This is a genomic window from Streptosporangium sp. NPDC049078 (assembly GCF_040648855.1).
Taxonomy (GTDB): Bacteria; Actinomycetota; Actinomycetes; order Streptosporangiales; family Streptosporangiaceae; genus Streptosporangium.
Genome location: NZ_JBEZEL010000011.1, coordinates 101,413 through 124,061 on the forward strand (window position 1 = coordinate 101,413; position 22,649 = coordinate 124,061).

Genomic DNA, 22,649 nt, shown 5'->3' on the forward strand with positions numbered 1-22,649 from the left:
CGCCGTTATCCGAGTGGAGAGGCGGAGAGACCGTGGACCTGGGTGATGAGTTGAAGGGCGCGGCCTGGCGCAAGGCCACCAAGAGTGGCCCCAATGGTGGGGACTGTCTTGAGGTGGCTCCGCTGTCGGGTGGTCGGGTGGGTCTGCGGGACACGGAGGCTCTGGAGCAGGCGCCGTTCGTGGTGAGTGCGAGCGTGTGGGACGCGTTCATCGACGGTGCCAAGAAGGGCGAGTTCGACTTCTGAGCCACCCCCGGAAGCACCCGAAACCCCTGGCCGCTCGGTCAGGGGTTCCGTCGTTGGCCTACTTGCGGTCGGTGTCGGAGGCTTTCAGGCCGGATGCTTCCATGACGGTGCCTGCGTCGCACCGGGGCAGATCTTGCTCATGCCTGATCTCCATGGTGATCCTCATCGTGGCGGTCTTCTCGACATCCGCTCTCCGTGATCTCACCTGTCCCGGCCGAGGGCGATCAGCCTGCGTACCGGGACCGGGTGGGAGACGAACCCCTTCCGGACACGTCGGCTCATCGGCGAATGTGCCTCGCTCCCTCGGACAGGCTCAGGTCTGCGGCATCATTTCAAATCCGGATTTGCCGTGCTTTGCCAGATCGGAGCATGGAAAGATAACTTCGTGGATCCTTAATTATGAGTGTTGCAGAGAAAGTGATGGCGATATGGTGTATCAATAATCACGTCGGTATCCGTACACTCGGCGGGATTGCCCGAGCGGAGGGAATGACCAATGGCTGACCGAAGCCGGATCGAATGGACCGAGGTTACCTGGAACCCCACGACCGGGTGTGATCGCGTTTCGGCTGGTTGCGATAATTGTTACGCGCTTACGCTCGCGAAGCGACTTAAAGCCATGGGCGCCGCGAAGTACCAGCGGGATGGCGACCCTCGCACCAGTGGACCCGGTTTCGGGGTGACCTTGCACGAGGACACGCTGGCGGCGCCGCTACGCTGGCGCGAACCACGAATCGTTTTCGTGAACTCGATGAGCGATCTGTTCCACGCACGGGTTCCTGTCGGCTTCGTCCGCCAGGTCTTCGACGTCATGGCGGCGACGCCTCAGCACACCTACCAGGTGCTGACAAAGCGTGCTACCCGGCTCGCGCGCATCGCCGACCAGCTCCCATGGCCGGACAACGTCTGGATGGGCGTCAGTGTCGAGAACCGGGAGGTAGCGGCCCGGGTCGATGCTCTGCGGCAGGTGCCGGCCGCCGTGAGGTTCATCTCCGCGGAGCCCCTTTTGGGCTCGTTGAGCGGCATCGACCTCGCGGGCATTCACTGGTTGATCGCCGGTGGAGAGAGCGGAGCCGGTGCCAGGCCCATCGACCCCCGGTGGGTGTGTGAGCTCCGTGACCAGTGTCTTCGGGACGGGGTCGACTTCTTCTTCAAGCAGTGGGGTGGCAGGACTCCCAAGGCGGGTGGACGCCTGCTGGACGGGCGCACCTGGGACGAGATGCCGGTGCGCCGTCCTGCCGTCTCACGTTCGGCCCGCCCTATGACGGCTTAGCCCGGCTGATGACCTCCAGATGAAATTTTCTTCTGCTGTCTTTGTCGATCACTCCCGCACTGTTAAGGCGTTTTACCGCCTCTCTGATATGCGGTATCCACGCTAATCCGAGGGTGGTGCCGTAGACATCGGTCAAGTGGTCGACGATACGAAAACTTCCGTGTGAGGCCAGTAGTCTCTGAAGATTATTCTCGATTTCCGCGACCCATTTCGGCTCTTCATCCTGCCGATACCTTTTGCTGTCGAAGGCCGGTGGTTCTTCGTCACCGAAGAGCGATTCCTGCCCGGCTGTCTCGTGTTTGAGGTGGTCCTCTGCTCAGAGGAGCAAGTCGCCCGTTCCGCTCCTACCGGCCCGTCTGAGCTCCCCCCACAGGACGGACACCTCGCCTGAGTTTCGTGAGCGCGCCGACGCGGCGGTCAGGCTCCGGCCGTGGCAGAACGATCCCAGGCCGAGCCGGGACCCGCCGGCACGGGTGACCGCTCAACACCGAGAGCTCCCGGCTATGGGCAAGGGCTCTCGGCGCCTCAAGGGCCGGACCCCGGGACGCCCGGTGCCGTGTCGGCGAACCTTCCCGGTCACCGTTCCGATGTCCTCAGACCCCGAGAATGCTGGATGAGGGTCGGGCGGTCAGATGTGCTACTCATGCACGATGGGGGACGTAGGTATCGGTAGAAGTCGGCGGATCCTGGTTGCGGCGGTCGTGACCATGATGATCAGGCTGGTCGTCCTGGTGGCCGGGACCCTGGACGACCGGATTTCGCGCTACCGCCGCCTTGAACCCTGCTGACCGCCATGCAGTGGGTTGCGCTCGTCCTCGCCGTGCTGATCGTGTACGGCGCGGCTGTACGGCGCACCGCGGAGACGGCCGGGGCGGTGGCGCTCGCCTTTGTCGTCATTGCGGGTGGGGTCTCCGGCTTTCTGGGGCGGCGGGTCCGCGATGTCGTCGGGAGCCTGTTGCTGGCTGCCGGATTGGCCGCGGTGGCGTGGGCGCTGGGGCGGTGGCGGCGGCGGGTCCTCGCCAAGCGGAACGCGCTCGCCGCTTTTCTGGCGGGGGTCGAGGCAGTGCCCGCGACGGCTGCCGCGGTGGAGCGGCTTCGGCTGGCCGGTGAGTTGCACGACACCGCGGCTCATCGGCTCACCGGCATCGTGGTCGGTGCGGCCTCAGCGCTGCGGCTGGGGGATGCGCGGCTGGTGGCGTCCGCGCTGGAGCACGCGGCGGCTGAGGGGCGGCTGGTGGTGAGGGAACTGGCCGCGCTCACGGATGGCGTTCCCGGGGTGCCGCGGCTGGCCGACGTCGACACGCTGGCCGGACCAGGGGTGGTGTACCGCAGGACGGTGGACGAGGTGCCGGAGAAGGTGGCGGCGGTCGCGTACCGGGTGGTGCGGGAGGCGCTGACCAACGCCGCCCGATACGCGCCGGGCGCGCAGGTGCGGGTGGAGCTCGCCGCCACAGACGGAGACCTGATGGTGACGGTGATCAACCAGGCCGGGGAAGGCGGCAGGACGGAGGACGGCCTCGGGGCGGGAAAGGGGCTGGCCGGGCTCAGGGTGGCCGTGGCCGAGTGCGGAGGGACGCTGACCGCCGGTCCCCAGGGCGACGGGTGGGTCGTGGTGGCGTCCTTCCGGATGACGACCCGGGGGCCGGGAAGGAAGGACGGGTGGCGAGGGAGACGGGGGGCGGATTGGGCGCTGGTGGCATTGGCCGTCGGACTGTCGGTCGGGACCAGCCTGCTCGACAGTGACCCTGCCGACCTGCTGCTTCTTCTTCCGCTCTGCGCACTCCACGCACTACCGCTCGGCTGGCGCAGACGGGCACCCGGCTTCGCGCTGGCGGTGGCGCTGTCGATCTACCCGGTGCTGGTGGCGACGCGAACCGTACCGCCCGCGGGAGATGTGTTCCTGTGGTGCTCGTGGGTGGAACTGGCGCTGCTCTACGCCGTCGGACTGAGCAGGAAGGGCCTTACCGCCTGCCTGGGCATGGCGGCGGTAGGTGGACTGGCGCTGGCGGCCGGCCCGGGGATCACGGGCGATCGGCTCGGCGCGTTGGTGGTGCTGGGCCTGGGTGTCACCGTGCCCGCCGTCACCGCCTGGGCACTTGGCGCGGCCGTCGCGACGATTCGGGCACGGCGGTCGGCCGGGGAGGCGCGGGCGCGCACGGCGACGGGTGAGCTGACGGCGGCAGCCGTACGAACGGAGCGGGACAGGATCGCGGACGGCTTGCGGCGTACGGCGATGCGCCACGCGAAGGCGGTCGTGGCGGCGGCGGACGCGGGCCGGCTCGCCGACGCGCTGGCCGAGGCCAGGCGGGGCCTCACCGCGCTCAGAGACCTGCTCGAAGAGCTGGGCGAAACTGGAGATCCGGCCCCTACGCTGGCTGGAGTAGCGGCGCTGGCCTCCCGCAAAGGCGCCGTCGTCAAGTTCACGGGCGAGCGCCGCGAGGTGGACCCGGCGGTTCAGGTGGCCGCGTTCAGAGCGGCGGAGCGATTCTTCGAGCACAGCGACGAGGTGACCGTGGCCTACCTGAACGGTGGCGTGAGCATTGAGGGCAGGGCCACGGCCGGGCTCCGAGACCTCGCCGACGCGGTCGGGGGAGAACTGATCACCATGGCTGATGGCACGATACGGGTATGGCTCCCCGAATGATCACCATTCTTGTCGCCGACGATCAGGCGGTCGTGCGGGCGGGCATAGCAGCCGTCCTGGACGCCGAGCGCGATATGACCGTGGTGGGTCAGGTGGCCGACGGGCAGGCGGCGGTCGAGTCGACTCTCCGATCGCGTCCCGACGTGGTGCTGATGGACGTCAGGATGCCCGGCCTCGACGGCCTGCGGGCCACGGCGCGCATCACCGCCGAGGTGCCCGGGACGCGGGTGGTGGTGCTGACCACGTTCGGGCTGGACGACTACGTCTTCGGCGCGTTGCGTGCCGGCGCCGCCGGGTTCCTGCTGAAGGACGCGGAGCCCGAGCGGGTGATCGACGCGGTCCGGGTGGTCGCGGCCGGAGACGCCATGCTCGACCCAGGCATCACGAGGCGGCTTATCGACCGATTCGCGGAAGAGCCGCCGCCGTACAACGGCGGCACGGGTGTGCTCACGCCGCGCGAGACCGAAGTGCTCAAGCAGGTCGCCACCGGCCTGAGTAACGCCGAGATCGGCGCGGTGCTCGGCATCAGCCCGGCCACCGTCAAGGACCACATCGCGGTGATCCTCGGCAAGCTCGGCGTACGCAACCGCCTTCAGGCCACCATCGTCGCGTACGAGACGGGCCTGGTCCGCCCCGCCGCGCGGCGGGGGAGCAGTCCATCCTGACGAAGGAAGAGCCGGCCCTCTCACCTTCCTAGCGTTGATCCCATGAAGCTCGTCCTGGGGGCCGTCCTCGCCCTGATCCTCTCGCCGCTGGTCTTCTTCGGCGTCGCCATGGTCGTTCCCGTATACCCGGTCTTCGCCGGAGCGGCCGCCGCCTCGATCGTGGCGATCGCGTGGCTGGTCACGCGAAAAGCGCTGTATGCCGCAGGTGTCACCGTCGTGCTCTGCGGCATCGCCGCCGTCACCGTCATGCTCCCGTCTCCCGCACCGGTGCCGGTGATTCCGGCGGGTGTGCGGTTCTGGGACCTGCCCACCGGCTCCCGCCTGGCCTATGTCAGCGAACCGGCCAGGGGTACGGCCAGGCCGTATCCGGTGATCTTCCTGCACGGCGGCCCCGGCACACCGGGTGAGGGGGTCCCGGAGGGCGGGCGGGAACTGGCCGGCGAGGGGTTCGACGTCTATGCCTACGACCAACTCGGCGCTGGACGCTCCACGCGCCTCGACGATGTCAGCGGTTACACGGTGGCCAGGCATGTCGCCGATCTCGACGCCGTCCGCAGCGCGATCGGCGCCGAGCGGGTGATCCTGGTCGGCAGGTCCTGGGGCGGAACCCTGGCGGCCGCGTACATGGCCGCCCATCCCGACCGCGTCGCCAGGGCCGTGCTGACCTCGCCGGGAGCGATCTGGGAGCCTGCCTATCCCGACGGCGTGGGCTCGCCCTGGGGCAACGGGGACGGGCCCGACGGTTCGCTGCGCTTCCTCGTCCAGAACGTCCTGCTCGGGCTCAACCCGGCGGCCGCGCACAGCATGGTGCCCGACCGCGAGGCGGACGCCTACTTCCGCGAACTGCTCATCTCCGTCAAGGACGCCACCGGCTGCCCGGGGGCGGCGCCCGCGCCCACGCACACCAACCAGCCCGGCTTCTACGTCAACCAGGTCACCTCCGCAGACGCGGAGACCGTACCCGATCCCAGGCCCAAGCTGCGCCAGGTCCACGTGCCGACGCTGATCGTGCGCGGCCAGTGCGACTACCTCAAGTGGCAGGTCACCGACGAATACCGGCGCACTCTGCCGAACTCGACATTCCTCTACGTGCCCGGAGCAGGGCACTCCATCGCCAACGGCCGCCCTGACCTCTACCGTGAGCTCCTGACGGCCTTCCTCCTCGGGAGAAAGCTACCTACGCCCTAGCGCTTTGCGATCTTGGTGGTTGCGGTGGCGTGGACTTCTGATAACCGTCCCGAAGATGATGATCGGTGCCATCGAAGTACGCCGCATTCCGAAGGCCGGAGAACCACGCGAGGCATTCGAAGCCCAAGGAGACCTTCCTCAGGAAAGATCGATGGCGAGGCCGGAGGTGGCGATGCCGAGCTCGCCGTCGTATTCGGCTCCGGCGGCGGCTCGCGCGGCTGTGGCGTCCGTCCCCGGTTGCAGGTGAGTCAGCAGCAGGTTCCGGACGTCGGCCTCCTTGGCCTGCCGACCTGCCTGGCGGGCGCTCGACAGGTTGCGCCGCGAAACCTCGGGGACCCGGTCCGCATAGGTGGCCTCGGCCAGGAACAGGTCGGCGCCGCGCGCCAACTCCACCACTTCGGGGCTCGGGCCGGTGTCGCCGGTGTACGCGAGCACCCGCCCGCCCGCCGTCAGCCGTACGCCGGCATTGGGCACCGAGTGTGGCAGCAGACGGGTCCGCGCGTGGAACGGGCCGATGTCGATCCGGTCGCCGGGGGTGAACTCGCGCAGGACATGGGCGTCGGCCAGCATTTCCGGGCGGTCCAGCGCGAGCACCGCGTCCAGGGCGCCGGGCAGTGCGTACACCGGCAGGGGAGGCGGCGGATCGTCACGGAACGCGCGTGCCCGCAGCAGCGGGTTCAGGTCGGCGCAGTGATCGGGATGTCCGTGACTGACGAACACCGCGTCGACCTGATCGGCGGTGATCCGTTCCAGCAGCCGCGGCACCGTCGCGTACCCGGGGTCGACGAGCAGCCTGAACCCGTCGTGCTCCACGAGATAACCGCCGCAGGCCTGGCCCGCTCCCGGCCATGCGCCGCATCCGCCAAGGATTGTCAGCAGCATCCACGAACCCTAACCGCGTCGGCCGTGGCGCGTCCGTGGGAGTGCCGACGAGGAATTCCGGTCGCGTACGGCTCGGGCCGGCCGAAGTCGAGCAGGACGGAGACTTTCGGTCCCTCCCAGTGACTTGCAAGTGGGTTTGCAGAGGCCCTTGGTTTGATTCTGGAGCAGCACACAGCGATGGAAAGGGATTCGAATGAGGACTTTTGTCAGGCGTACGGTCGCCCTCGCCGCCACCACCACCGTGGCGCTGATGATCGTCGGTTTCGCGACCACGGGCGCCGCCCAGGCCAAGCCGCGCGAGCTCCCCTGGTACCCGTGCGTCATCGACGGCAAGCCGATGATGTGCTCCGACGGTCCTTTCTAGCACCCACCGGGACGGCCATCGAAGTGTAAGGGGGAGCGTCCGGCCATGTTCGGAAGCTGAAAAGGCGTCCCGGTCACCCCTGACGAAGCCCCGCTCCTCGCACCTCGGAGGAGACGGGGCTTCAGTGTGTGCCGCCGTTCGAAAGCCCGGGGAGGATCGGACGGACGGCGAAGTCGTCATTGTCTGCGGTGGGTGAGGTGCTTCCACCTCCCCGGCTGAGAGATGGTGCCGGGTTTTCGGGTTCGAGGGATGGCCGATGTCGGACACGCTTGGTTGCCGGTGAGTCACCAAGGGTATGTCGTGGCACGTTGCCAAACCCCCGCGAAAAGGCATTTCCTATGACCTTCTCCCGCACGACCATCAGCCGCGCCGCCTTACTTCTGACGGTTCTCGCCGCACCGTTCGTCATCCCGGCGACCGCGTACGCCGACAGCCACTACGTCTGCGCGGACGGCACCCGCTTCCAGCTCTCGGAGATGCTCGGCTACCACGTGCTGGCGAACCGGTGCACCGGCAGCGGAACCGAGAGCCCGGTCATGATCACCATCACCTCCGGCTACTACGCGGGCGAGCACTTCTGCCAGCAGCTCCTCGCCCACGGACCGGAGCTGGTCAGCGGCATGCAGTGCACCTGAGCCGGACGGCCCGCTGCTTCTCGCCTGGGCCCATTGCCAACACCTCCACGATCAAGGTTTTGCGACGGCCGGTTGAATCCACCCTGGAACCCAGGTGCCGGCTCCCGGCCTCATCCGGGCGGCCTTGCTCGGGCATCGACCGGATGCCCTGGCAAGGGCCTCGCCGAGGGCCTGCGCGTCCGCACCGCGGTGGCTGTACCCCGTCCGTTCCGCGTTCGCCTTCGTCCAGCGGTCATGGCCGGGCTGATCCAGCTGATGGTGGACCACACAGGGTGCATGGTTGGCCAGATGCTCAACGCTTCATCTACCGTGCTGTGGGCGGGCGATCACTGCTACTCGGCGGCGGGCTGCTTGTCGAACGTACGGGCGAGCGCGACGATCCGCTCCAGCGCCGCCGCGTGCCGCACGAATGCCTCGCGGCCCTGAGGAGTGAGCTGCGCGTACGTACGCCGCGCCCGCTTGTCCTGGCTCTTGCGCACGATGACGTATCCGGCGTCGGCCAGCGCGGAGAGTTGCTTGGACAGGGCCGAGTCGCTGGTGCCGATCGCGTCCCGGAGGAAGCCGAAGTCCACCCAGTCGGCCGGCGCCAGCACCGCCACGATCGATAGCCTGGCCGGTACATGCAGGAACTCGTCGAACTGCGGATCCATCAGCTCCGCCTGCCGCCCTGCTGGACGAACGACCTCATGACCAAGCGATTGACGGGCGCGGTCGCGACATATGCGAGGGATGCCAGGATGGCGCCGAACATGGCCTGCGACATCAGACCATGCGCGGGCGCGTCAAGGAGCGCGAAAGCGAGGGTCCGCCCGACACCGAAGATCATGCAGATGCCGATCAGCACCGCGCCGTGGTACAGCACCTCCTGGATGGTGGGTTGCCTCTGGACCGAGGCCCGATATTCGTAAACGATGCCCACCGCTACGTACAGGAAGAGTCCGAGTGCGCCGCCGATGAGCCGCCACGGCGTTTCCAGATCGATCGAGGCGAAGGTGACGAAGAGGCCGAGCGCGACGATGATCACGCGGGGCATCGCGAAGCTGCGGCGGACGATCTCGTTCTTGGTCGTTTCCTGGAGTCGGCGGATGTCCTCGAGTGAGGACTGAGCGTCGTGCGGGTTCAAGAAGGCCACCTTCGTGGTCGATATGACTGTTTTCCTGTGAGGAAAGTAGCAGCTGTTTTCCTCTAAGGAAAGTCGTCGTGGAGTCCTTCCCTCCGAGGCGCGCCGACCGCGGCCATACGGCGGGGGGATCACGCAGAACCCGTCCGACGCAGGAGTGCGGTAGCGGCCCGAGCCTGAACCGGCGGGGGATGGCGCCGCATACGTGAGGGCGTCGAGCTGAGTCCACCGTCTCAAGGGCCATGATCTCGACCTGGGTGATCCGAAGAACCGGCGCCCACGGACCGGAACCGGTCAGTGGCATGCGATGCACCTGAGCCGGGCAACCTGCTGCCTTCCGATGGGCCGATGGGCCGGGTGCGTCAGTGCTCGGACTGCTCGGCCCCGGTGTGGTCGCTCATGACGGCGTCGACGGCCATGCGGAGCGTGTCGGTCTCGAATTCGAGTCGCGAGGCGGCGGCGGGAAGCGCGCGCTCGACGAGGAGGCCGTTGAGGACGGATGCCAGGAACCGTGCGCGTCGCTCGACGTCGTTCGCCGGGATCGCGCCTTCGTCGGCGAGGACGGTCAGCCAGCGCTCGATGCGGTGCAGGCCCAGTCGCTCCAGCGAACGGTATGTAGCGACCTGATCATCCGTCAGGTCGGGCGCGATGTACGTCTCGTGGACCGTGCGCCAATACTCGCGCGCCCGGTTTCCGGTACCGACCTGTGAAAGCAGTTGTCGCAGGCACTCGACGAGGCGCTCCGTCGGCGCTCGTTCGATGTCGAGGATGGGATCATCGGGGATGTCGATGTCGTAGACGCCGGCGACGACGGTGTCGATGAGCTCCCGTTGCGTCGGGAAGAAGTGGCGAAGCGAACCCATGCTGACGCCTGCTCGGGCGGCGACTCCTCGGACGCTCAGCCGAGCGCCCGGGTCCTCTCCGAGCATGGTCGCCGCGGCGATCAGGATCCTGTCGCGGGTGTCCCGTTTCGGTGGACGGTCGGTCATCGTCGGAACCTCCTCACGCCCCATTTTTAGCACAGTGTGCTAGCTTCAATGAACTAGCACAGTGTACTAGTGATGGCGTGACCGAAGACAGGAGGTTCTCGGGTGGCGTTCGGAGGATGGAGCAACCGTCGCGCGGCACGGCGCGTGCGCCCTGGCAACGGCGAGCCGCTGCCACGTTTTCGCTGGTGGCAGCTGCTGAGCAGGTCGGTACGCACGCTGACGCTTCGCGCACCGGACGGCACCGTGTCCACCTACGCGGTCGACGTCCGTCAGCTGGGTGATCGCGACGACGGCGCGGTACGCGCGCGGCTCTATCGCGACGGCGCACTCGTTTCGCTCTCGACGACACCGGCCCGCTTCCCCGTGCCGGGCGGTCACATCGAGGTCGTCGTCGGCACCTACGGCTTACGACGCTGCCACTACGTGCGGGCCGACGGCACTGAGGCGCAGTTGACGCCCCATCCCGCTTCCGCCGAGGGGCGACGCGCTCACCTGCATCGGACGCACCCGGAGCTGAGCCGCCTCGTCGGCGTCGTCTCGACACTGCTCGTGCTCGTCGGGATCTGCGTGGCCGTGCCACAACTCGTCGAGACCATCTCGCACATTCCGCCCGTGGCGGATGCGCTCGGGACATTCGATCTCCCTGTGCACATCCCGGTCGAGGCGAACATCGCCGCCGGCGTCGCAGCGGTCGCGGGCAGCACCGAACGCGCACTGCGACTGCGTTCGAACTGGCTCGACTCTCTCGCGAGCTGACCATGAGGACCACGAGGAAGGACGCCATGACGAACACCACCGAGGGTTGGCTCCTTCGAGCCGACGAGCCCGAACGCCCGACTCGCGTGCCTGCCGGCGTCGAATACCACCGCGTCTACGCGGGCGACAAGCGCCGGATCGCGCGCGGCATCCTCGCGATCGTACTGCTGTTCGCCGGGCTCATCGGCTTCGCGCAGCTGTTCCTGATCGGCGCCGCCGTCATCGACGCGCGACTCCTCGGCCGTACGGGCTTCACCCCGCTGCGACAAGCCGCCGGCGCGCTCTCGCTCGCCGTGCTCATCCCCTACAGCATGCTGCTGCAGCGCCTGCTCTACGGTGTGCCCGCAGGTTCGCTGCACTCCGTTTCGGGACGTTTCCGCTATGGCGTCCTCGGCCGCTCGCTGCTCGTCTTCGGGCCGCTGCTCCTCCTCGTCGTCTCCGTCGGGTTCTTTCTCGTGCCCGGCGAGGCGGTCCCCTGGACGGCCGCCGATCTCGTCGCGTTCATCGTCATCAGCACGCTGCTCAGCCCGCTGGCGGCGGCCGGTGAGGAGTACGGGCTGCGGGGCCTGATGTTCCGCGTCCTCGGCGGCTGGACCCGCGGCGCCCGCTCCGGGGCGATCCTCGGCATCGTCGTCACGACCGTGCTGTTCTCGCTCTTCCACGGCACGCTCGATCCCTACCTGCTCACCTCGTATCTCGTGCTGTTCTCGGCACTGGCGATCGTCACCTGGCGCACCGGCGGGCTTGAGGTCGCCGTCGTGCTGCACGCTGTCTACAACGCCACGGCGTTCGTCCTCGCCACGACACTCCATCTCGACCTCGGCGGAGCCCTCAGCAGTCGTGGCGAGACGGTCGGTTCGGTCGGGAACCTGGTGCCGAGCGCCGGGCTTGTCGTCATCACCGCGATCATCTGGTGGATGACCAGGAAGTCGGGTCCGGCATGCACGCCTTCAGCGTGACGTGAGGCGGCGCGAGCCTTTTTCCTGGGCCGTTCACCAGCACCTCATGAGTGCAAGCACGCGGGACGCGTTCGTGGACGGAGTGAAGGAGGGGTCGACTTCCGGCCGTCGTGGGGCAGCAGGTTCGTGACGCCCGTGGCCGCTCTCGGGTGTGTCGCGGGATGGTCCGGGAAGATCGTGGCGACTTCGTGGGTTGGGATCGAGCATGAAGATCGGCGAGGCGGCCAGGAGCAGCGGCGTCAGCGTCAGGTCGCTGCGGTTCTACGAGGACGAAGGTCTCATCGTTCCCGGCCGGTGCGGTAACGGATACCGCGATTATTGCGGCTCCACCATCGACCGAGTGATCGTCATTCGCTCACTGCTGGATTCGGGACTGTCCGTGCGACTGATCAGGGACGTGCTGCCCCACGTCACGGGCGAATCCATGGGCCGCGATCAACTGTGTGAAGAGTTCCTGGCCGAGGTCCGACGCTATCGCGATCGACTCAAGACCCGCGTTGCCGCGCTCACCACCCAACTGTCGGCGCTCGACGCGTTCCTGGACGAGAGTTCACACCGGCCGAAGCGAACGACTTGACCTTGACACCAGCGTGAGGCTTCTACGTTCCAGGGATGGACATCGAGAACGTGACATCCGCCGAAACGATGCGTGCCCTGGTGCAATACTCACGCAGCGGCCCGAAAGACCTGGCGCTGGTGGTTGACCATCCGCGTCCCATCGGTCCGGGTCCGGGTGACTACGTGATCCGGGTGGGTGCGGCGGGGATCAACTTCGCGGACGTGATGCAGACCCACGGGACTTACGGTGGCGGGCCGCATCCTCCCTATGTGGCCGGGTTCGAAGCAGCCGGTGAGATCGTCGCCGCCGGTGCTGAGATCGATGATCCGCTCCCGGCGGGCACCCATGTCATAGGAGTCGGCCCCGGTGCCTTCGCCGAGTACATGCTGATGCCGGCCAGGGGTGTCCTCCCGGTTCCTTCTGGGTGGAGCGACGCCGAAGCCTTGGGCATGGTGCTGAACTGGGCGACGGCCCTGGCGGCGCTGCGGCCACTGGGCGATCTCAAGGCCGGTGAGGTGGTGCTCGTTCATGCCGCCGCGGGAGGCGTGGGACAGGCCGCCGTCCGCCTCGCCCGTCACTACGGGGCCCAGGTCATCGCCACCGCGTCGCCGGCGAAACACGACGACGTCAGGGCGCTCGGAGCCGACGTGGTTCTGGATCCCTCGCGTGGCGATCTGGCCGAGGAGATCCTGCGCCGGACCGCCGGTGTCGATTTGGTGCTCGAATCGGTCGGCAAGACCACCTTCGAGGCCGGTTTGTCGGTGACCAAACCCTTCACCGGCCGGGTCGTCGTCTTCGGCGCCGCCTCCGGAGACGCCCGCCTGACGACCCATGACCTGGTCTTCACCCACCGGGTGCAGATAAAGGGACTCCACATCGGCGCGCTGGCAGAGGCGGCGCCCTCCATCTACCGGGAGGTGCTCGACGAGATCGAGCGGTTGATCGCGCAGGGCGTCTACCTGCCCGGCACCCCTCAGGTGCATTCCCTCGACGAGGGCCCGATGGTCCTGCAAGACCTCGGGGCAGGTCTGACCCGCGGCAAGCACACCCTTGACCCGAGACGCTAGAGGAGCGCAAGGCGGCTCACCGCAACGCTCATCCGCCCCCGGAGGGTCGGCGGCGTCTCGTCGAACGCCGCCGAACACGTCCGATCGCGCATGTCACAACCGAGTCGGGCGTCTCGCGCGTGGGAACGCTCATTCCACCCACTCGTAGCCCGAGTAGAGGGTGCCGCCGAACCAGAGGAAGCGGCCGGCGCTGTCGACGTAGCGGTAGCTCTGCGCTTCGGCCTTCGTCCGGTGCCAGCCGGGACCGCAGGGGGTGTAGGGCATGTAAATGGAGGGTCCGGTGAGGCCGAACTCGTTTCTGCCCGTCGTACCCTCCACCAGGTTCGAGGTCGCGCACACCTCCCACGCGCCGCGGGACTCGTTCCATTTCTGCACCTCAAGTCGCACCCTGGCCCGCGCGCCATGCACGGTGGTGCAGTCTCCCGCGAGCGCGTAGGCGCTCGCCCACGCCTGGTTGCTCGAAAACGTGCCGGGGATGCGGTGGTCGATGCCCGCGGTGGCCTTGACACAGAAGGAGGCTCCCCGCTCCACCGTGACCTGGTGCTGTTGGGTGTACGCCTGCGCCGGCTGTGGCACCGCCACGGTCAGCAGCAGTGCGGAGGTTACGGACAGTGGGCCAAGAAGCAGGGCGCTCCGTCTCGGCATGGCATCTCCCGTGGGTCGTCCGGTCGGTGGGCACGGATCCGGTACGGCGTCGTCGGCGTGGTGCGACGTGGCCGCGGAGGAGCGCCGGTGAGGAAGAGTTGTGGTGCTTCCGGGGAGGCGACTCCACGGCTGGATCCGTGGTGGTCCTCGGCCCCGAGACACCCGTCCCGGGCCTGCTGCCGGCTTCCAGACTGCGGTGTGGCCCGTCGGTCGAGGGACCCCGCAAATGTGTGCTGAACGACTTGTGAAAACCCCCATTTGAGGGCTTGCGTGACGACATGTGGTCGTTCATTGTCAAGAAATGGAGTCAGCCCTGCGTCGTGCGCCGGCCCGGCACACGTTCGAGCGGATTCTGCGGCTGACGCGGACGGGCATCGCCGACGGCGAGTTCCTGGGTGACCTCTCGCGCCTGCTGCGCGAGGTCGTTCCTTTCGACGCCTCGTTCTGGACGGGGGCCGATCCGGTGACGATGCTCGCCACCTCGCCCTCGCGACTGGAGAACCTGGGGTCCGGTGAATACTGCGACCTCTACTGGGAGAACGAGTTCTTCGTCGAGGACGTCAACCACTTTCACACGCTGGCCGGTCTGCCGACGCCGGCCGCGTCCCTGTGTCGCGTCACGGGCGGGCGTCCGGCGCGGAGCTCCCGCTACCGCACCGTGAACATCGTGCAGGGGCTCGGCGACGAGCTGCGATGCGTGTTCCGGGCCGGAGGCGATGTCTGGGGCTACATGTGCCTGTGGCGAGCCGCCGACGCGCGGCCGTTCGACCTCGGGGAGGAGCATCTGGTCGCGAGCCTCTCCGCTCCGATCGGCGAGGCCTTCCGGCGCTCGGCGCTGTTGCGGCCGAACCCGGTGATCGGTGTGCCCCACGGCCCCGGACTGCTCATGTTCGACCGGACCGGGGCCCTCGAATCGCTCAACGAGCCCGCGGAGGCATGGCTGCAGCGGTTGCCGTTCACCCGGTTGAGCCATGACGACCCCGGCGCCACCCCCATACCCGCCGAGCTGCGCTCGGTGGTGAACAAGGCCCGCGCCATCGCTGCCGGGCGCGACACGGGCGCCGCTCGGGCCCGGTTACAGGTCGGTGGGCGGTGGGTGGTGATCCACGGTTTCGTGTTGCGGGAGGCCGGCAGCGAGGGTGGCCGGACGGCTCTGGTGATCGAGTCGGCCAACGCCGCCGAGATGGCGCCCCTGATCGTGAGGGCCTACCAGCTGGGGCGACGGGAACAGCAGGTCATCCACCTGATCGCCGCGGGCCTGACCACTTCGGAGATCGCGGTGAGGCTCTGTCTGTCCACCCATACCGTGCGCGGCTACCTCAAGCGGATATTCGAGAAGGTCGAGGTGTCGACCCGCGGTGAACTCACCGCGAAGATCTTCGCCGACCACTACAAGGAGACGATGCACCCGGACTTCGCCCTCGACCTGTGAGGCGTCCGTCGCGGCAGGGAAAGCCGAGCGGGCCTTCAGGGGGCAGGCGTGTCCGGCCGCGTCCGGTCCGTGTCCGTCGCGGGAGACGGCGGCAGCCGGTCGGTCAGAAGACTCTGGAAGTGCGGGCACGTCATGAGGTCGTCGTGCGGGCATTCCAGGCCGCCCTCCAGCATGTCGAGCGCGACCTGTGCTCGGGCGATCCGGGTCAGCAACCTCTCGCGGTGGTGGGCCATCACCTCGTGGCGAGCCGGTGCGGACCGGGCGGTCAGCATGGTCCGGATGTCCGCGAGTCCGAAGCCCGCCTCCTTCGAGATCAGGATCGCCGCCACCCGGTGCAGGTCCGCGTCGGTGTAGCGGCGGCGGTCGCCCGCGCGGGCCGGTGTCATCAGCCCTTCCGCCTCCCAGTGGCGCAGCACGTGTGCCGGTAACCCGAACTGAGCCGCCACCTCGCCAATTGACTTCATGTCGACATTAAGTCGCACAATGACGCCCATGTCCACGTTACTTAGTGTTCTTGACGCCTATGACGACCTACCTCAGGCCCGCCACCTGCGGGAACGCACGTACCAGGCGCTGGGCGACACCGTCGTCGACGTCGGCTGTGGGAGCGGGCGCGCCGTCGGCGAGCTGGCCGCCCGTGGGGTGAGGGCGATCGGCGTCGACCTGGATCCCGCCATGATCAAGATAGCCGCCGAGCGCCGGCCCGCGGGCGAGTTTCGTCTCGCCGACGCCACCGCGTTGCCTCTGGACGACGGCTCGGTCACCGGCTACCGCGCCGACAAGGTCCTGCACACCCTCGCCGAGCCCGAGCGGGCCGTCGCCGAGGCCCGCAGGGTCCTGGCGAGGAACGGCCGCGCGGTGCTCGTCGGCCAGGACTGGGACACCCTCGTGATCGACTCCGACGATCCCGACCTCATCCGCACGCTCGTGCACGCTCGCGCGGACGTCGTGCCGAGCCCTCGGGTCGCCCGCCGACACAGGAACCTCCTGCTGGAGAACGGGTTCGTCGACGTCACCGTCGAGGTCCACACGATCGTGTGGACGGGCACCGAGGGCCTGCCGGTGCTCGCCATCCTGGGCGAGGGCGCCTGGCTCGACGACCAGGCCGCGCGGGCACGCGACGACCGGCTGTTCGTCGCCATCCCGTTCTTCCTCGCCTCCGGGACCCGCGCCGACTGAGCACGCGGTCGCCGGACGGGGAAACCGCCCTCCTCGCCGGTGGCCGCCGAGCCGGAACGTACGAAAATGACAGGGGGCCGTCGTAGGCTGATCCTCGCCCATGACGGAGGGAGCCCGAGGTGGCCGAGACGACGGTGGCCGACGTGATGGCCGAGCTGGCCGAGCTTGAGGACCCGAGGATGCGCGAGGTGAACGAGAGACACGGTGACGATCACGGTGTGAACCTCGGCAGGCTGCGCGCGATCGCGAAGCGGCTGAAGACGCAGCAGGAGCTCGCGTACCGGCTCTGGGAGACCGATGACACCGCGGCGAGACTGCTCGCGCTCCTGATCTGCCGCCCGAAGGCGTTCGGACGTGACGAGCTGGACGCGATGGTGCGCGAGGCACGCGCACCGAAGGTGCACGACTGGCTCGTGAACTACGTGGTGAAGAAGAGCCCGCACTCCGAAGAGCTGCGGCTCGCCTGGCTGGCCGATCCGGATCCGGTGGTCGCGAGTGCGGGGTGGGCGCTCACCGTCGAGCGCGTGGCGAAGAAGCCCGAGGTCCTCGACCTCGTAGGACTGCTCGACGTCATCGAGGCGGAGATGAAAGGCGCTCCTGATCGCCTGCAGTGGGCGATGAACCACTGCCTGGCCCAGATCGGGATCGAGCACGCCGAGCACCGCGCCCGCGCGATCGACATCGGTGAGCGCCTGGAGGTGCTCAAGGACTATCCGACCTCCCCGGGCTGCACGTCTCCGTTCGCGCCCGTCTGGATCACCGAGATGGTGCACCGGCAGGCACGCTGAGGCGGTGACCCGTCCGGCGAGCCACTTCCGACCCCCGATCTCGTGATACGGAGGGCTCTCGGTCAAGGACTTTTCCGTCCGTGCCGTCGGCAGTGGAGAGGCGGAATGGGATCAGCGATGGAGCCGGTCAACGTGTAGGTGGGTTGGCGGCGTCTTCGGAGCCCACCGGTCCGGCGTCGTCGGTGGTGGCATGAACCTGCACGAGCCTCTCGACCCCGCGTAGGAAGGTCTCGCAGACCAGCGCCGGGTCGAACAGGCAGCCGGCGGCCATGGCACCGTCGCGCATCATCACGAAGTGGCGGGCGGCGGGGTCGGCGTCTGTCTCCCGGACCTTGGCCAGCAGTTCCGTGACGGTTTCCAGGAACCATTGGCGGTGGGCGAGCACGGCCTTGTGCACCGGGGACTCGGGGTCGGGATACTCGGCGGCGGCGTTGAGGAAGGCGCATCCCCGGAAGCCGGGAGACCGGATGCCCCGGGCGATCGATTCGCCGAGGGCTTGGACGGTGCCGGCGGCAGGGAGCCCGGCGGCGAGGGCCTCGTCCGCCTGGCTTCGCATGGCCCGGTCGACCACGTTCAGGTAGGAGAGGACAAGGTCTTCCTTGCCGGGGAAGTGCCGGTAGAGGGTGGCCCGCGTCACCTGTGCCTCCGCGACGATGCGATCGATGCCGACGGAGTGGATGCCCTCCGCGTAGAAGAGCCGGGTGGCCGTGTCGAGCAGCCGGGATCGTGCTTCGGACGGCCGGCCTTCGGATTGGCTGCGCATGCCGCCATCTTAGTAGGTAGAACGTTCGGTCTTGACAGTTCATGACACAGGGGGCCATGCTCAGTGAAGGTAGAACGTTCTGTCTTGTTGAGGATCGTTCCTCGGGTCCCACGCCGGCTCGGTCGCCAACCTGATCGAGAAGATCGGCCACGGGACGCGCCGAACCGCTCTCCTCGTCATCCGTCCCCCGAAAGGATCATCGTGAGCACGATCGCTGCTTCGCCCGCCATCTCAGGGACCGCGTCCGCACTGCGGCGGCTGTACTTCGTCCGGTTCGTGTTCGCCATCGCCTGGGCCCTCGCGATGTTCACCACCGCCTCGGCACTGGGCCCGGTCGCGGTCACCCTGCTCGTGCTCTACCCGCTGTTCGACGTGGCCGCCGCCGTCGTCGACGCCCGCGCGACGCGCACCACCGGATCACCCGCCCTGCCGTACGTGAACATCGCGGTCAGCCTGATCACCGCCATCGGCGTGGCCGTCGCCTGCGCGTCCGGTATCCCGGCGGTGCTGCGCGTGTGGGGAGCCTGGGCGGTCGTGGCCGGGCTGGTCCAGCTGATCGTGGGTGTCACCCGCCGCGGGATGGGCGGCCAGTGGCCGATGATCATCAGTGGCGGTATCTCCGTACTCGCCGGCGCGTCGTTCATCCTCGGCGCCTCCGCGGACAACCCGACGCTGACCAACGCGGCCGGCTACGCCATCCCCGGCGGCATCTTCTTCCTCATCTCGGCCTTCCGTCTCGGTCGCGCCGCGAAGGGAGACTGACACGGACGGCAACATCTGCGACGTCGTCCTCGGGGCCGGCCCGGCGGGGGAGAACGTCGCCGACCGGGTGGTGCGGGACGGGCTGAGCGTCACCCCGCTCAACCCTGCGCGCGGGGTGCGTTCGTCCCCCGTGAGAGCTACCCGCGAGTGTCCACCGCGCGGTGACGATTCCAGGGCGCCGAATCCATAGCGTTCTCCACGTGACCGCGGCGCTCCGGCCGCGGTGTCTCGTGAGGGAGTCGTCATGCGCCTGTTGAAGCAGCTTCTGGTCGTCGCGGCGGTCGCCTTCGTCGGCAGCGCGGCCGTGGAAGCGGTGCGGGGGAACGCGTTTCTCACCCTGGTTCTCGGGGTCGCGACAGCCGTTCTCGCGGTCGTCGCGTACGCCTGGGTGGTGCGCTGGTCCGAGCGCAGGGCACCGGTCGAGGTGGCTCGGGCAGGCGCCGCCACCGCTGTCGGCCGGGGGGTGCTGATCGGTGTCGGGATGTTCGCGGCGGTCATCGCGAACATCGCCCTGCTGGGCGGCTACCGAATCGACGGTGCGGGCTCGGTGACGGGCGCGGTCGCGCTGTTCGGCTTCATGGCGGCCGCCGCCGTGACGGAGGAGCTGATCTTTCGTGGCATCCTGTTCCGGATCATCGAGGAACGCGCAGGCACGTGGATCGCGCTGGCACTGACCAGCGTGCTGTTCGGCCTGGTGCACCTGTTCAACGAGCACGCCGGCCTGTGGGGCGCGATCGCCATCGCGGTCGAGGCCGGGGGCATGCTCGCCGCCGCCTACGTCGCCACCCGCACCCTGTGGGTGCCGATCGGCCTGCACTTCGGCTGGAATTTCGCGGCGGCCGGCATCTTCGGCACCGAGGTCTCGGGCAACGGCGCGTCGCAAGGTCTGCTGAACGGTGTGACGTCGGGCCCGGCCCTGCTCACCGGCGGTGAGTTCGGGCCGGAGGCGAGCCCGTACGCGGTCCTGTTCGGGGTGCTGCTGACGATCGCCTTCATGTGGCTGGCCCGTCGGCGCGGCAACCTGGTCCCACGCCGGCGCGGTGCGCGGTCCGGCGAGACCGCTACGCTCCCCCAGTGATCGATCTGCGGCGGTTCCCGGATCTGTGGCGGCGGCTCGACGTCACGGTCCGGGACCTTCCGTTCGCGCTGTCGCTGATCGGCGCGTCACTCCTGCCCGCGCTTCACGACAACGGGACGCAACTCGGCGACCTGCCGGGCCGCCCCTTCGACACGGCGGCCGTCGCGGTGATCGTCCTGGAGTGCCTGCCGCTCGCCGTACGCCGACGGTGGCCGGCCGCCTGTCTCGTCCTGGTGTCGCTCGGCTTCGCCCTCGACCAGCTCCGCGCGTACCACCTGGTGGCGGGCGTCGCCCTGCCCGTCGCGCTCGTGAGCGCGGGCGCCTATCTGGAACGTCACCGGCGCGTCACCGCGATCCTGCTCTCCGCGGCGTACCTGTCACTCGCGCTCGCGCTCGACCGGCTCGGCTCGACCGAGGGGCCGGAAGGGTACGTGACGTTCTACCTGGCGCTGGTCCTCGCGTGGGGCATCGGGGCCTGGCTGCGCTCCACCTGGGCCGCCGAGGACGAACGCCGCCGCCACGTCGCCGAGACCACCCGCATGGCCGAACGCACCCGCATCGCCCGCGAACTCCACGACGTCGTCACCCACCACGTGACGGCGATGGTCGTGCAGGCCGAGGCGGCACGCTATCTGACCGCCGCCCCCGATCGCCTCGACGCGACCCTGAGCGCCGTCACCGACACCGGCCGGCGGGCCATCGCCGATCTGCGGCACCTGCTCGATCTGCTCAACCCCGACCACGATGAGGCCGTCAGGCGGATACCGTCCATCGGCGAGCTTCACACGCTGGTGGAGCAGACGCGCCTGGCCGGGCAGCCGGTGGAGTTCACCGAAGAGGGAAGACCGGCGCGATCGGCCGGCAGCGCCGAGTTCGTCGCCTATAGGGTCGTGCAGGAGTCCCTGACGAACGCCCTCAAATACGCCCACGGCAGCCGCACCGTGGTCCATGTGCGCTTCGGCGAGAAGGAGATCACCGTGCAGGTCGGCACCGACGGATCCGGTTCGCGGACCGGCTCGCCCGGCGGGAGCGGGCGGGGCCTCGCCGGGCTCCGCGAGCGGGTCGACGCCCTGGGCGGCGAGTTCGGCGCCGAACGGCGGGCGGACGGCGGTTTCGTCGTGCGGGCACGCATCCCGGTGGGGAGCCCGTCGTGAACGCGCCGATTCGGGTCCTGGTCTGCGACGACCAGGCGCTGATCCGTACCGGGTTCGCGACGATCCTCGACGCGCAGGCCGACCTCGAGGTGGTGGGCGAGTGCGGGGACGGTCGCGCCGCGGTCGACCTCGCCCGCCGGCTGAACCCGGACGTCGTGGTGATGGACGTCCGCATGCCGGTGCTCGACGGCATCGAGGCGACCCGCCTGCTGGCCGGTGCCGGAGTGGCGCACCCCGTCAAGGTCCTCGTGGTGACGACGTTCAACCTGGACGAGTACGTGTACGAGGCACTGCGCGCGGGGGCGAGCGGGTTCCTGCTCAAGGACGCCCCACCGGCGCAGTTGCTGCACGGCATCCGTACCGTCGCGGCGGGTGCCGCGCTGCTGGCACCCGAGGTGACGCGGCAGCTCGTCGGCAGGTACGCGGCGCGGATTCGTCCCGCGGAAGGCGCGCCGGGCGAGACCGCGCTGACCCCGCGCGAGCTGGAGGTGCTGCGCCACATCGCCGAGGGCCTGTCCAACAGCGAGATCGCCGCGACGTTGGTGATCAGCCAGGAGACCGTGAAGACGTACGTGTCGCGCATCCTCACCAAACTCGACCTGCGTGACCGCGTGCAGGCGGTGGTCTACGCCTACCGCACGGGTTTGGTGACCTGAGACGCGGTGAATGGCCGTACCTGGGGAGACCGCTCGTTGCCCGGGTATGCCGTGGTGAGCCGGCCATACCGCTGGGTGACGCCCCGAGGCGCGGGGAGCGAGCGCCTCGCTCCCCGCGCCGTCAAACTGAACTCAGCCGGTGACAGCTCCGGAGATGGTGCCGATCGCCGGGCCGGACGGATCCACGAAGATCGTGTAAGTACCCGCCGTCGGTAGGGCGAGACTTGGGAAACTGACACTGGCAGAGGAGGTGGACTTGCTGGTCAGCGTAGTGCCGTCGGGTTTGCGGACGATGAAGGACGTGCTCCCGTAGGCGTTTCCCGTCAACGTGACCGTGACGGTTTGGCCTGCCGTGCCGGAGAACGTGAAGCTCGCGTTCTGGCCCGGGCTCGTGATGGTGACGGGGCGGCTGCCACCGTTGACCGTCAGGGCGGTGGTGACATCCGCCGGGACCTCGGTGAGCGTCGCCGTCAGCGCGCCGACGGCGGCTGCCTGCCCGTCCAGGAGGATCGTGTACGTGCCGTCCACGGGAAGAACCGTGGTGTCCCACTGGCAGGACGTCCCGCAGAACTGATCACTCTTCAGTATCGAACCATCGGGCTTTTTGAGTGAGACTTTGGCGTCGTAGAGGTCGCCGAAGGTTCCGCCGGTGAAACGCAGGTACACCTTCTTGTTCGCGGTGCCCGTGAATTTCCACATACCGTCCTGGCCGGGTGAGGCGATGGTGATGGTGGAAGGGGAGCCTCCAATGGTGATGTTGTTGGTGATGTATCCGGTGTCGATTGTTGCGGTGAGTTTTCCGGTGTAGGCGCTTTCGGGGACGAGGGCGACGGTGTAGGTGCCGTC

General features: G+C 68.5%; 27 protein-coding genes and 1 pseudogene. 20 read left to right on the forward strand and 8 right to left on the reverse strand.

The features are described from left to right. The 6 genes from AB0B90_RS20090 to AB0B90_RS20115 all read left to right on the forward strand — a co-directional run. Positions 1–245 (forward strand): DUF397 domain-containing protein (locus AB0B90_RS20090; protein ID WP_362923965.1); only part of this gene is annotated, 245 nt, incomplete at its 5' end. Between the two features lie 496 nt (positions 246–741). Then, positions 742–1,518 carry a phage Gp37/Gp68 family protein gene (locus AB0B90_RS20095; RefSeq protein WP_362923967.1) on the forward strand — a complete coding sequence of 259 codons (777 nt, stop codon included), beginning with the start codon at positions 742–744 and terminating at the stop codon, positions 1,516–1,518. A 650-nt stretch (positions 1,519–2,168) separates the two neighbouring features. Further along, positions 2,169–2,306 (forward strand): hypothetical protein, encoded by a 138-nt coding sequence (locus AB0B90_RS20100; protein ID WP_362923970.1) that lies wholly within the window; start codon positions 2,169–2,171, stop codon positions 2,304–2,306. Positions 2,307–2,311: 5 nt separating this feature from the next. Continuing rightward, positions 2,312–4,162, forward strand: coding sequence for a histidine kinase (locus AB0B90_RS20105; protein ID WP_362923972.1), 1,851 nt, complete (start codon positions 2,312–2,314; stop codon positions 4,160–4,162). Next, entirely contained in the window at positions 4,159–4,827 is a 669-nt protein-coding gene (locus tag AB0B90_RS20110) for a response regulator transcription factor (protein WP_350942767.1), read from the forward strand. Before AB0B90_RS20105 ends, AB0B90_RS20110 begins: the two co-directional genes overlap by 4 nt. 42 nt (positions 4,828–4,869) lie before the next feature. After that, positions 4,870–6,015: an alpha/beta hydrolase gene (locus AB0B90_RS20115; protein WP_362923974.1), complete on the forward strand. Its 1,146-nt coding sequence runs from the start codon at positions 4,870–4,872 to the stop codon at positions 6,013–6,015. Between the two features lie 138 nt (positions 6,016–6,153). Here AB0B90_RS20115 and AB0B90_RS20120 read toward each other — a convergent pair whose 3' ends face one another. Further along, positions 6,154–6,897: an MBL fold metallo-hydrolase gene (locus AB0B90_RS20120; RefSeq protein WP_350942771.1), complete on the reverse strand. Its 744-nt coding sequence runs from the start codon at positions 6,895–6,897 to the stop codon at positions 6,154–6,156. Positions 6,898–7,090: 193 nt separating this feature from the next. Between AB0B90_RS20120 and AB0B90_RS20125 the strand changes: the two genes are divergently transcribed. Further along, positions 7,091–7,261, forward strand: a complete 171-nt coding sequence (locus AB0B90_RS20125) for a hypothetical protein (protein ID WP_350942772.1) — start codon at positions 7,091–7,093, stop codon at positions 7,259–7,261. Positions 7,262–7,599: 338 nt separating this feature from the next. Continuing rightward, positions 7,600–7,896 (forward strand): hypothetical protein, encoded by a 297-nt coding sequence (locus AB0B90_RS20130; RefSeq protein WP_362923977.1) that lies wholly within the window; start codon positions 7,600–7,602, stop codon positions 7,894–7,896. Between the two features lie 332 nt (positions 7,897–8,228). Here the strand turns inward: AB0B90_RS20130 and AB0B90_RS20135 are convergent, their stop codons facing one another. From AB0B90_RS20135 to AB0B90_RS20145, 3 genes are all read right to left on the reverse strand, one after another. Then, complete coding sequence (locus tag AB0B90_RS20135) at positions 8,229–8,546, reverse strand: transcriptional regulator (protein ID WP_350942776.1); 318 nt, start codon at positions 8,544–8,546, stop codon at positions 8,229–8,231. Then, positions 8,546–9,019, reverse strand: a complete 474-nt coding sequence (locus AB0B90_RS20140) for a hypothetical protein (RefSeq protein ID WP_362923979.1) — start codon at positions 9,017–9,019, stop codon at positions 8,546–8,548. Before AB0B90_RS20140 ends, AB0B90_RS20135 begins: the two co-directional genes overlap by 1 nt. Positions 9,020–9,378: 359 nt before the next feature. Then, the gene (locus tag AB0B90_RS20145) at positions 9,379–10,005 is read right to left on the reverse strand and encodes a TetR/AcrR family transcriptional regulator (RefSeq protein ID WP_350942779.1); all 627 of its coding nucleotides are present in this window, start codon (positions 10,003–10,005) and stop codon (positions 9,379–9,381) included. A 102-nt stretch (positions 10,006–10,107) separates the two neighbouring features. Here AB0B90_RS20145 and AB0B90_RS20150 point away from each other — a divergent pair, with 102 nt between their 5' ends. The 5 genes and pseudogenes from AB0B90_RS20150 to AB0B90_RS20170 form a co-directional block, all read left to right on the forward strand. Beyond that, entirely contained in the window at positions 10,108–10,761 is a 654-nt protein-coding gene (locus AB0B90_RS20150; protein ID WP_362923981.1) for a hypothetical protein, read from the forward strand. 26 nt (positions 10,762–10,787) lie between these two features. Then, a complete protein-coding gene (locus tag AB0B90_RS20155) occupies positions 10,788–11,720 on the forward strand; it encodes a type II CAAX endopeptidase family protein (RefSeq protein ID WP_362923983.1) in 933 nt (310 codons plus the stop codon). A gap of 205 nt (positions 11,721–11,925) precedes the next feature. Continuing rightward, positions 11,926–12,297, forward strand: a complete 372-nt coding sequence (locus tag AB0B90_RS20160; RefSeq protein WP_350942785.1) for a MerR family transcriptional regulator — start codon at positions 11,926–11,928, stop codon at positions 12,295–12,297. Positions 12,298–12,332: 35 nt separating this feature from the next. Next, positions 12,333–13,346 (forward strand): zinc-binding dehydrogenase, encoded by a 1,014-nt coding sequence (locus AB0B90_RS20165; RefSeq protein WP_350942786.1) that lies wholly within the window; start codon positions 12,333–12,335, stop codon positions 13,344–13,346. Between the two features lie 17 nt (positions 13,347–13,363). Beyond that, positions 13,364–13,465: pseudogene (locus tag AB0B90_RS20170) on the forward strand (IS481 family transposase); the annotation flags it as partial. A gap of 10 nt (positions 13,466–13,475) precedes the next feature. Here AB0B90_RS20170 and AB0B90_RS20175 read toward each other — a convergent pair. Continuing rightward, on the reverse strand, positions 13,476–13,991 hold the full coding sequence (locus tag AB0B90_RS20175) for a hypothetical protein (RefSeq protein ID WP_350942787.1): 516 nt from the start codon (positions 13,989–13,991) through the stop codon (positions 13,476–13,478). 301 nt (positions 13,992–14,292) lie between these two features. On the opposite strand from AB0B90_RS20175, the gene AB0B90_RS20180 reads away from it, so the two are divergent. Continuing rightward, on the forward strand, positions 14,293–15,423 hold the full coding sequence (locus tag AB0B90_RS20180) for a LuxR C-terminal-related transcriptional regulator (protein WP_362923986.1): 1,131 nt from the start codon (positions 14,293–14,295) through the stop codon (positions 15,421–15,423). Positions 15,424–15,458: 35 nt separating this feature from the next. Here AB0B90_RS20180 and AB0B90_RS20185 read toward each other — a convergent pair whose 3' ends face one another. After that, the gene (locus tag AB0B90_RS20185; RefSeq protein ID WP_350942789.1) at positions 15,459–15,887 is read right to left on the reverse strand and encodes a MerR family transcriptional regulator; all 429 of its coding nucleotides are present in this window, start codon (positions 15,885–15,887) and stop codon (positions 15,459–15,461) included. 28 nt (positions 15,888–15,915) lie between these two features. Between AB0B90_RS20185 and AB0B90_RS20190 the strand changes: the two genes are divergently transcribed. Both AB0B90_RS20190 and AB0B90_RS20195 read left to right on the forward strand, forming a co-directional pair. Further along, positions 15,916–16,602, forward strand: a complete 687-nt coding sequence (locus tag AB0B90_RS20190; RefSeq protein WP_362923988.1) for a methyltransferase domain-containing protein — start codon at positions 15,916–15,918, stop codon at positions 16,600–16,602. Positions 16,603–16,721: 119 nt separating this feature from the next. Next, positions 16,722–17,390 carry a DNA alkylation repair protein gene (locus AB0B90_RS20195; protein ID WP_362923990.1) on the forward strand — a complete coding sequence of 223 codons (669 nt, stop codon included), beginning with the start codon at positions 16,722–16,724 and terminating at the stop codon, positions 17,388–17,390. Positions 17,391–17,517: 127 nt separating this feature from the next. Here AB0B90_RS20195 and AB0B90_RS20200 read toward each other — a convergent pair whose 3' ends face one another. Next, positions 17,518–18,153, reverse strand: coding sequence for a helix-turn-helix domain-containing protein (locus AB0B90_RS20200; RefSeq protein WP_362923992.1), 636 nt, complete (start codon positions 18,151–18,153; stop codon positions 17,518–17,520). A 201-nt stretch (positions 18,154–18,354) separates the two neighbouring features. Here AB0B90_RS20200 and AB0B90_RS20205 point away from each other — a divergent pair, with 201 nt between their 5' ends. The 4 genes from AB0B90_RS20205 (at position 18,355) to AB0B90_RS20220 (ending at position 21,803) form a co-directional block, all read left to right on the forward strand. Beyond that, a complete protein-coding gene (locus AB0B90_RS20205) occupies positions 18,355–18,915 on the forward strand; it encodes a hypothetical protein (protein ID WP_350942796.1) in 561 nt (186 codons plus the stop codon). Between the two features lie 244 nt (positions 18,916–19,159). Then, a complete protein-coding gene (locus AB0B90_RS20210; RefSeq protein ID WP_362923995.1) occupies positions 19,160–19,993 on the forward strand; it encodes a CPBP family intramembrane glutamic endopeptidase in 834 nt (277 codons plus the stop codon). Next, a complete protein-coding gene (locus AB0B90_RS20215; protein ID WP_362923997.1) occupies positions 19,990–21,147 on the forward strand; it encodes a histidine kinase in 1,158 nt (385 codons plus the stop codon). The genes AB0B90_RS20210 and AB0B90_RS20215 overlap by 4 nt, the downstream gene beginning before the upstream one ends. Next, positions 21,144–21,803 carry a response regulator transcription factor gene (locus AB0B90_RS20220; RefSeq protein WP_362923999.1) on the forward strand — a complete coding sequence of 220 codons (660 nt, stop codon included), beginning with the start codon at positions 21,144–21,146 and terminating at the stop codon, positions 21,801–21,803. The genes AB0B90_RS20215 and AB0B90_RS20220 overlap by 4 nt, the downstream gene beginning before the upstream one ends. A 132-nt stretch (positions 21,804–21,935) precedes the next feature. On the opposite strand, the gene AB0B90_RS20225 is transcribed toward AB0B90_RS20220, so the two are convergent. After that, on the reverse strand, positions 21,936–22,649 hold a 714-nt coding region (locus AB0B90_RS20225; protein ID WP_362924001.1), incomplete at its 5' end, for a pre-peptidase C-terminal domain-containing protein.